Raw genomic sequence first — 9,287 nt, forward strand, 5'->3', positions numbered from 1 at the left:
AGGCACAACAAGCGCTATTGCAAGATGGAAAACCACATTTCTTAATGCGGAATTAATGCAATAAGTCATTGATTTAAAACAAATATAAATATTGGAAAAATGCTCCCGGTCGGCTATTGCCCGACCACTGATTTGCCTAGACTCTTATATAAGACTTCACGAAGCGAAACGCGCCTGACCGGGCTAGCCGCTTCGACGAAGACAGAGTTCACCCATTTATCTACAGGCAACCAAGGAGCACATCATGTCCCGCGAACAACAAGCCAGGCAACTCCAACAGCAGTGGGAAACCGACCCGCGCTGGAACGGCATCAAGCGTACGTACACCGCCGACGACGTGGTGCGCCTGCGCGGTTCGGTGCCGGTCGAGCACACGCTGGCCAGGCGCGGCGCGGAAAAGCTGTGGGATTCGATCCACAACGAGCCGTTCGTCAACGCGCTCGGCGCGCTGACCGGCAACCAGGCCATGCAGCAAGTGAAGGCCGGCCTCAAGGCAATCTATCTGTCGGGCTGGCAAGTGGCGGGCGATGCGAACGTCGCCGGCGAAATGTACCCGGACCAGTCGCTCTATCCGGCGAACTCGGTGCCGCTCGTCGTGAAGCGCATCAACAACACGCTGACTCGCGCCGACCAGATCCAGTGGTCGGAAGGCAAGAACCCGGGCGACGAAGGCTACGTGGACTTCTTCGCGCCGATCGTCGCCGATGCTGAAGCCGGTTTTGGCGGCGTGCTGAACGCGTTCGAACTGATGAAGGCGATGATCGAAGCCGGCGCCGCGGGCGTGCACTTCGAAGACCAGCTCGCCTCGGTGAAAAAGTGCGGCCACATGGGCGGCAAGGTGCTCGTGCCGACCCGCGAAAACGTCGCCAAGCTGACCGCCGCGCGTCTGGCCGCCGACGTCTCGGGCGTGCCGACCGTCCTGCTGGCTCGCACCGACGCTGAAGCCGCCGACCTCGTCACCTCGGACATCGACGACAACGACAAGCCGTTCCTGACCGGCGAGCGCACCGTCGAAGGTTTCTACCGCACGAAGCCGGGTCTGGAGCAAGCGATCTCGCGCGGTCTCGCCTACGCGCCGTACGCCGACATGATCTGGTGCGAAACCGGCAAGCCGGACCTCGAATTCGCGAAGAGATTCGCGGAAGCAGTCCACAAGGAATTCCCGGGCAAGCTGCTGTCGTACAACTGCTCGCCGTCGTTCAACTGGAAGAAGAACCTCGACGACGCAACCATCGCCAAATTCCAGAAGGAACTCGGCGCGATGGGCTACAAGTTCCAGTTCATCACGCTGGCAGGCTTCCACGCGCTGAACTACTCGATGTTCAACCTCGCGCACGGTTATGCCCGCACGCAGATGAGCGCGTTCGTCGAAATGCAGCAGGCCGAATTCGCAGCTGCCGAAAAGGGCTTCACCGCCGTGAAGCACCAGCGCGAAGTCGGCACCGGCTACTTCGACGCCGTCACGCAAACGGTCGAACGCGAAGCATCGACGACCGCGCTGCACGGCTCGACGGAAGACGAACAGTTCTTCGACAAGAAGGTCGCGTAACAGGCCGCATGAGTCATAGCGCGGTCTGATCGCAAGAACGGCATGGCAGACAGACGGCAAAAGGCCCGCCAGAGGGCCGCCGTCAGGGAGGAGAACAACATGGCCGCAGAGTCAGAGCTCACAGGACCCATAGGGCCAAAGGGCCAGAGAGCCACAGGGCTGTAATCTTGGAGATAGCGCTCGCACAGCGGATCGTGCGGCGACGCATACCGCGCGCCGGCCTCATCGCTGGCGCTTTTTTTCGCAATGCGCCACGCACGCCGGGCCGGACCGGCAAGCTCAGCGATACACGATCACGGGGATTTTCGTATGCGCGAGCACCCGCTGCGTTTCACTGCCGATCAGCAGGCTGCCAAGACCGCGCCGTCCGTGCGAAGCCATGAAAATCACGTCGCAGCCACCCTGCTCGGCCGCTTCGATGATGCCGAGATAGGGCGCCGGATGCACGCTGGTACGGCTGTCGAACGCGACGCCCACGCGGCGCGCGGCCAGTTCCACTTCCCGCAGATGCACGCGCGCCTCGCGCTCGCTGCGCTGCAGGAATTCGGCCGGCGGCTCGATCACGACCTCGGAAAACGGCGAGTACGGATATTGCGGCAGACACGCGTAGGCCGTCACGCGCGCGCCGACGGCCTGCGCGAGATCGATGGCGCCGTCGATCGCTTTACGTGACAGGTCTGAACCATCGGTCGGAACCAGGATGTGCCTGAACATGATGCCCTCCGTCGCCATGCGGCTCGCCGCGCGGCGTCAGCGTCCAACGAGGCCCGGCATGAAAGCCGCTGCAATCGATTGTAGTGCGCCGAAATCACGCGCAAGGCACGCGTGCGGGTCTGTCCGCATATCGGAAACCCCTTGCGCGGCGTCGCCTGAGCTTGGCGAACGTCAGCCCCAGTAACCGGGATCGCTATACGTATGCTTGAGAAAATCGAGAAAGAGCCGCACCCGCAACGGCAAATGACGGCGCTGCGGAAATACCGCATGAATGCCGATCGGCGGCGCGGCGAACTCGTCGAGCACGCTCACCAGCCGCCCGGCGGCGATATCGCTGCCGACTTCCCACCACGAGCGCCACGCGAGGCCATAACCTTCGAGGCACCACTCATGCAGTACCGCGCCGTCCGAACACTCCATCGTGCCGGACACCTTGATCGACACGACCTTGTCGCCCTGCTGGAACATCCAGCCGCGCTGCTGGTTGGCGCTCGCACCGAGCGCGAGACAGTTGTGATGCGCGAGATCGGCCAGCGTATGCGGCACACCGCGCCGGCTCAGATACGAGGGCGAGGCCACGCACACGCGGCGGTTTTCGCCGAGCTTGAGCGACACCAGCGACGAATCCGGCAACTCGCCGAGCCGCACCGCGCAATCGAAACCCTCGTTGACCAGATCGACCATCCGGTCGGACAGATCGAGCGTGATCGACACATCCGGATGCGCGACGGTAAACGCGGGCACGAGCGGCGCGACGTGCCGGCGGCCGAAACCCGCCGGCGCCGACAGCCGCAAATGACCGCTCGCCTTCACGCCGCCCGCCGACACGCTGGCCTCGGCGTTCTGCATATCGTGCATGACGCGCTGGCAGTCTTCGAGAAACGCCGAGCCCTCGAAGGTCAGCGTGATCTTGCGGGTGGTGCGCACCAGCAGCTTGACGCCGAGGCGCTCTTCGAGCGCGTCGAGGCGGCGGCCGATGATCGCGGGCGCGACGCCCTCGGCCAGTGCCGCGGCGGACAGGCTGCCCTTTGCCGCAACGGCGACGAAAGTTTCGATCTGCTTGAAACGGTCCATGAATGGGCAGAGCCGGAATTGCGCATGAAAGTGATCGGTGCGGGTCAGATTAGGTGCATAAAAGTAAAAGATCAAGTGACCTTTACGCTCTTTTTTAGCACAGACCATCACTAATACAATCCATCCTGACCTCTGATAGGAGCGCACGGCAATGTCGGCCACAACGACACTCTTCCCCAAAGCAGTGATTTTCGACGCCTACGGCACGCTTTTCGACGTGCATTCGGTGATCGCTGCCGCAGAGCAGATGTTCCCCGGCCACGGCGACACGCTCTCGCAGCTGTGGCGTCTCAAGCAGATCGAATACACGCAACTGCGCACGCTCGCCGACCCCGCCGGCGCGCCCGGTGCGCACTACCAGCCGTTCTGGGACATCACGATCGACGCGTTGCGCTTCGCCGCGAAGAAGCTTCAGCTCACGCTCAATCGCGCCGCCGAGAAGCGTCTGATGGACGAATACGCGTGCCTGTCCGCGTTCCCCGATGCTGTGCCCGCGCTGCGCCAGTTGCGCGAAGCGCCCGCTGCGCGGGCGGGCACCAAAACCGGCCCACGGCCCGGTCTCGCGATCCTCTCGAACGGCAATCCGCAAATGCTCGACATCGCCGTGAAGAGCGCCGGCATGACTGGCCTGTTCGACCATGTTCTGTCCGTCGACGCCGTGCGCGCCTACAAACCCTCGCCCGCCGCTTATGCGCTCGGCACGCAAGCCTTCGGCGCGCAGCCGCGCGAGATCGTCTTCGTGTCGTCGAACGGCTGGGACGTGGCGGGCGCGACCTGGTTCGGCTTCACCACTTTCTGGCTCAACCGGCAAAACGCACCAGCCGAAGAACTGGGCGTCACGCCGCATGGCGCGGGCGGGAGCATGAACGATCTGCTCGCTTTTCTGAAAACCCTCGTGCCGCCCGAACGCAGCAACAACAGCGGCAGCCGCACGCGCCACAGCCCCGGCGCCTGACAGCTACCACTGCGGACCACACGACGCATTTCAACCGCATTTTCAACATTTGCATCTTTGCAATCTGACCGACCAAGGAGAAACCATGGCGAACACGCTTTCATCGTCGCAGCTGCCGCAGGGCACGGAAATCACCGCTGAGATCAAGCCGGGCTTTGAGGCTATCCTCACGCGCGACGCACTCGAGCTCGTCGCCGCGCTGCATCGCGCGTTCGAACCACGCCGTCAGGCGCTGTTGCAGGCGCGTGCGGAACGCACGAAGCGCCTCGATGCCGGCGAGCGCCCCGACTTCCTCGCCGAAACGAAGAGTATTCGCGAAGGCGACTGGACAATCGCGCCGCTGCCGCAGGATCTGCAATGCCGCCGCGTGGAAATTACCGGTCCGGTCGAACGCAAGATGATCATCAACGCGCTGAATTCGGGCGCGGATTCGTACATGACCGACTTCGAAGATTCGAATGCGCCGAGCTGGGACAACCAGATTAACGGCCATATCAATCTGAAGGACGCGGTGCGCCGCACGATTTCGCTCGAACAGAACGGCAAGTCGTACAGGCTGAACGACCGGATCGCCACGCTGATCGTGCGTCCGCGCGGCTGGCATCTGGATGAGAAGCACATGAAGGTGGACGGCCAGCGCGTGTCCGGCGGCATTTTCGACTTCGCGCTCTTCATGGTTCACAACGCGAAGGAACAGGTGGCGCGCGGCACGGCGCCCTACTTCTATTTGCCGAAGATGGAAAGCCATCTGGAAGCGCGCCTGTGGAACGACATTTTCGTCGCCGCACAGGAAGCCGTGGGCGTGCCGCGCGGCACGATTCGCGCGACGGTGCTGATCGAAACGATCGTCGCCGCATTCGAAATGGACGAGATTCTTTACGAGCTGCGCGAACACAGCTCGGGCCTGAACGCCGGCCGTTGGGACTACATCTTCTCGGCGATCAAGAAGTTCAGGAGCGACAAGGATTTCTGCCTCGCCGACCGTTCCCGGATCACGATGACTTCGCCGTTCATGCGCGCGTACGCGCTGCTGTTGCTGAAAACCTGTCATCGCCGCAACGCGCCGGCGATCGGCGGCATGAGCGCGCTGATTCCAATCAAGAACGATCCGGCAGCGAACGACAAGGCCATGGGCGGCGTGCGTTCGGACAAGGCACGCGATGCGGGCGACGGTTACGACGGCGGCTGGGTCGCGCATCCGGGCCTCGTGCCGATCGCGATGGAAGAGTTCGTCAAGATGCTCGGCGACAAACCGAACCAGATCGGCAAGCAGCGCGACGACGTGCTCGTCACGGCCGCCGATCTGATGGACTTCCGTCCGGAAGCGCCGATCACCGAAGCAGGTCTGCGCAACAACATCAACGTCGGCATTCACTACTTGGGTTCGTGGCTCGCCGGCAATGGCTGCGTGCCGATTCACAATCTGATGGAAGACGCCGCCACCGCGGAGATCTCGCGCTCGCAGGTGTGGCAATGGATTCGCTCGCCGAAGGGCAAGCTCGACGATGGCCGCAAGGTGACCGCCGAGCTGGTGCGCGAGTTGTCGGCGCAAGAACTCGCCAACGTGAAGCAGGCGGTCGGCGGCGATACGAAGCCGTACGAGCGTGCCGCACAGATCTTCGAGGCGATGTCGACCTCGGAACAGTTCACCGACTTCCTGACGCTGCCGCTGTACGAGGAAATCTGAGGCCCTTGAGAAGCCTCATGCATCAGCAACCAACGACGCAGTATCGGACCCGCTTTCGCCAGCCACGCAAGCGGTGAAAGCGGCCGGGGTCGCAAGGCTGACCGACCGGACGGCCCGACAGGCTCATGCTTGCCGGGCCGTTTTTTTGCTGCGTTTTTTTGCTGCGTTTTTTCGCTTCCGGTTAGCGCGTTCTGCGATGCGCGACCCAGTCGCCCGAGCGGATTTCCTGCAGGCCTTTGATGGCTCCGGGCGTCACCGGATAGAAACGGCAATTCACCGCGCTGCCGTCCACCTTCACCATGACTTCGTGCGCGAGGAAGATACCCTCGACGCCCGGATTCACCGCTTCGATTTCGTCAAGTACCGCGACCAGTTCATCGTCGATCTCGTACACGTCGCCTTTGACGTCGACGCCCGCTTCGTCGACGACGAGGCCCGGATACGAGCCGAAGTCGAACAGGTGTCCGCGCACAGTGGCCATGCCGAGCAGGTTCGGCGCGGCGATGTCGTGCAGCGCCGCCGTCTCGCTGATGTCGTTCACTTCACCGGCCCGCAACGTGCCGTATACAAAGACGGTTTGCATCGTCGTCTGCTCTCCTTGATTGTGGGTTCAGTTGCCTGCGGATTCAGCTCAGCTCAACGCTCGCCACCAGCACGCCATCGATATCCGCATAGATCCATTCGCCGGGGCGCACGGTCGCGCCCGGCAATTGCACCGGCACGCCGCGCTCGCCTGTGCCTAGCTTCTGGCCGCGTCGCGGACAGGTTGCCAACGCCGCCACGCCCACGTTGATTTCATTGAGCTCCAGCGTATCGCGCACGCAGCCGTTGAGCACGATGCCCGCCCAGCCGTTCTGCTCCGCGAGCTGCGCCAGATTGCCGCCGACCAGCGCGCAACGCAGACTCCCGCCGCCGTCGACCACCAGCACACGGCCCGCCCCCTTCTCTTCGAGCGTGGCGCGCACGAGCGCGTTGTCTTCGAACACTTTCAGCGTGACCGCCTCGCCGCTGAAGCACTCGGCACGGCTGAACAGATGAAAGACCGGCTCGAGCACGCGCAACGTGCCGAGCGACAGCTGGTCCTCGTGCGCATCGCACAAGTCCGCGGTTGCAAAGCTCATGAGGTTCTCCTTAGGGTCGGCGCAATCGGCACATTATGCAACGTCGGCTCTCACGCAACCTACAATGGGAAGCCCGTACCGCTTTTGGGGTTCGCGGGCCCTTTTGGGGTTGCGCGGGCCCTTTTGGGGTTGCGCGGGCCCTTTTGGGGTTGCGCGGGCCCTTTTGGGGTTGCGCGGGCCCTTTTGGGTTGCGCGGGCCCTTTTGGGTTGCGCGCTTCTTGAGCCGTCTATCTGGATCGATCTTCACCATGACTTCGTCCGCCGACTCAGACCAGTCGCGCTTCGTCCACTTCGCCGACATCCCGCCGGAGTTCCAGCCGACCTTGACGCACCCGATCCGCGTACGCTCGCGTCCGATGCCCTCAGGCTGGCGTATTGCTCGTCATACGCACGCGTGGGCGCAGGTGGCGTACGCGTCGCGCGGTGTGCTGCGGGTCGCGACGACCGGCACGACGTGGATGGTGCCGCCGTCGCGGGCGATCTGGGTGCCGCCGCATGTGACACATGAAGTGGTCGCCGTCGAAGACGCGTTCCTGCGCACGCTGTACATCACCGAAAACACCGTACCGCCAGGACTGGATACGCCCCGCGTGGTCGAGGTATCGGATCTGCTGCGCGAGGTGATCGCTGCGCTCGATACGCCCGGCATCTCGGCGACGCGCGAACAATTGCTCGGCGCGCTCGCGCTCGACGAACTGACGCGCTCGGAGCCGCTGCCGCTGTCGGTTCCGATGCCAAACGAGAAGCGCCTGCGCGCGCTGTGCGAGGCGGTGATTGCCGATCCGACTCACGGCGAATCGCTCGAGCAATGGGCGTCGAGCGTGGGCGCGAGTACGCGCACGATCGCGCGACTGTTTCGTCAGGAGTTGGGCGTGAGCTTTTCGCAATGGCGTCAGCAAGCGATTCTGGCGCGCGCAATTCCACTTCTGAGCCAGGGACGGCCGCTATCGCATGTCGCGCTGGAATTAGGCTACCAGAGCCAGAGCGCGTTCTCGGCGATGTTCCGGCGGGCGTTTGGCGCAAGTCCACGGGCGTTCATCGAGCGCGGTTCGGAACATCGTGCGGAAAATGAGGAACGTGGAGATGAAGAGACGGACGACGAGGCGGCTCAGGACCGGACAGATGTCTGAAGGATTCCGAGTGCTACCCGAATGTTCACCGAGCAATGCTGGCGCGATGCCGGCATCGCAAAGCCTCAAACGCGCCGCGCCAGATGGCGGATCGCGCCGAGTTGCGCGAGACGCGGCCCGGCCAGCTTATAGCCCTTGCGCTGGTAAAGCCGCGCCGCGGGATTGTCGACGAACACGCGTAATTGCAGCTCGCGCAGCCCGCGCTCACGCGCCCATTGATGCGCGATGTCCAGCAGATACGTCCCGGCGCCCAGCCGCCGATGTCCCTCGGCAATCTGCACGTCGCGGATATGCAGCGAATCGCCTTCTTGCGTGATGCGCAGGACGCCGATCGGCTGACCCTCCACTTCGAGAATGAAATTCTCCGACTCGCGCCAGCTGCCAAGAAACAGATCGCCACGCCAGACCAGATGATGCCGGCGATAGTAGCCGCCCATGTTGTTGCGAGTCAGCGCCTCGGCAAACTCGAAATCGTCCATGCTGGCCTGACGCAGATGAAACGGTGACGGAGCTTCGGTTGGATCGAACATGGCGGAACGGCGAAGATGAGTCGACTCAACGGTAAAACAGGCCACGCGTGCTGGCAATGGCTGTTTGTCCCGAGCATACCCCGGACGGAATCGGGCGCGGAAATACGCGCGAAAAAAGGGGGATCGGGATAGGGGCAGGCCTCGCGACCCGACCCCTCCCACACCACCGTGCGTACGGGTCCGTACACGGCGGTTCGGATCAGTTGGCCGGCTATTTGCGCAACGATGGAAGGCCGAGAGAGCCAAGATAGCGGTTGGTGAGGGCACGTTGCAGGGCGGGACTGTTACTCAGTCGCCATGCAGCGTGCGGGGAGCCGACCGTTTGGGCGGCCAGATCCCGATCGACGCCGCGGGCCGTCAGTTCCCTGAACCGTTTGGAGCTGTTCTTCCACTGTTTCCAGAAGACGAAGCGAACACGGCGTCGTACCCACTCATCCAGCCGTTGTAATGTGCTGGGCGTCTCACAGAAGCCGAAGTAGCCGCGCCACCCTGTAAGGTAGCGTGTCAGCCGCTCCATCAACTGCTCA

At 63.1% G+C, this 9,287-nt stretch carries 10 protein-coding genes; 4 read left to right on the forward strand and 6 right to left on the reverse strand.

The window, feature by feature from the left end; translation table 11 throughout:
- Positions 1 to 244: 244 nt before the first annotated feature.
- Entirely contained in the window at positions 245 to 1,549 is a 1,305-nt protein-coding gene (aceA, locus tag AC3WLT_RS02800) for an isocitrate lyase (protein ID WP_492590399.1), read from the forward strand.
- 279 nt (positions 1,550 to 1,828) lie between these two features.
- Here aceA and AC3WLT_RS02805 read toward each other — a convergent pair whose 3' ends face one another.
- Together AC3WLT_RS02805 and AC3WLT_RS02810 are read right to left on the reverse strand one after the other, a co-directional pair.
- Positions 1,829 to 2,263, reverse strand: a complete 435-nt coding sequence (locus AC3WLT_RS02805) for a universal stress protein (RefSeq protein ID WP_492590400.1) — start codon at positions 2,261 to 2,263, stop codon at positions 1,829 to 1,831.
- A 171-nt stretch (positions 2,264 to 2,434) separates the two neighbouring features.
- On the reverse strand, positions 2,435 to 3,337 hold the full coding sequence (locus AC3WLT_RS02810) for a LysR family transcriptional regulator (RefSeq protein ID WP_492590401.1): 903 nt from the start codon (positions 3,335 to 3,337) through the stop codon (positions 2,435 to 2,437).
- 151 nt (positions 3,338 to 3,488) lie between these two features.
- On the opposite strand from AC3WLT_RS02810, the gene AC3WLT_RS02815 reads away from it, so the two are divergent.
- Together AC3WLT_RS02815 and aceB are read left to right on the forward strand one after the other, a co-directional pair.
- Positions 3,489 to 4,292, forward strand: a complete 804-nt coding sequence (locus tag AC3WLT_RS02815; RefSeq protein WP_492590402.1) for a haloacid dehalogenase type II — start codon at positions 3,489 to 3,491, stop codon at positions 4,290 to 4,292.
- A gap of 85 nt (positions 4,293 to 4,377) precedes the next feature.
- Positions 4,378 to 5,979, forward strand: a complete 1,602-nt coding sequence (gene aceB, locus AC3WLT_RS02820; protein ID WP_492590403.1) for a malate synthase A — start codon at positions 4,378 to 4,380, stop codon at positions 5,977 to 5,979.
- Between the two features lie 181 nt (positions 5,980 to 6,160).
- On the opposite strand, the gene AC3WLT_RS02825 is transcribed toward aceB, so the two are convergent.
- Both AC3WLT_RS02825 and rraA read right to left on the reverse strand, forming a co-directional pair.
- Positions 6,161 to 6,562 carry a gamma-glutamylcyclotransferase family protein gene (locus AC3WLT_RS02825; RefSeq protein WP_492590404.1) on the reverse strand — a complete coding sequence of 134 codons (402 nt, stop codon included), beginning with the start codon at positions 6,560 to 6,562 and terminating at the stop codon, positions 6,161 to 6,163.
- Between the two features lie 43 nt (positions 6,563 to 6,605).
- Positions 6,606 to 7,100 (reverse strand): ribonuclease E activity regulator RraA, encoded by a 495-nt coding sequence (gene rraA / locus AC3WLT_RS02830; RefSeq protein WP_492590405.1) that lies wholly within the window; start codon positions 7,098 to 7,100, stop codon positions 6,606 to 6,608.
- A 248-nt stretch (positions 7,101 to 7,348) separates the two neighbouring features.
- Between rraA and AC3WLT_RS02835 the strand changes: the two genes are divergently transcribed.
- Positions 7,349 to 8,230, forward strand: a complete 882-nt coding sequence (locus tag AC3WLT_RS02835) for an AraC family transcriptional regulator (RefSeq protein WP_492590406.1) — start codon at positions 7,349 to 7,351, stop codon at positions 8,228 to 8,230.
- A gap of 65 nt (positions 8,231 to 8,295) precedes the next feature.
- Here AC3WLT_RS02835 and AC3WLT_RS02840 read toward each other — a convergent pair whose 3' ends face one another.
- Both AC3WLT_RS02840 and AC3WLT_RS02845 read right to left on the reverse strand, forming a co-directional pair.
- Positions 8,296 to 8,760, reverse strand: coding sequence for a GNAT family N-acetyltransferase (locus tag AC3WLT_RS02840; RefSeq protein WP_492590407.1), 465 nt, complete (start codon positions 8,758 to 8,760; stop codon positions 8,296 to 8,298).
- Between the two features lie 211 nt (positions 8,761 to 8,971).
- The coding region (locus AC3WLT_RS02845; protein WP_492590408.1) for a group II intron maturase-specific domain-containing protein at positions 8,972 to 9,287 on the reverse strand (316 nt) is incomplete at its 5' end.

The organism is Paraburkholderia sp. FW306-2-2C-D06C, from assembly GCF_058781505.1.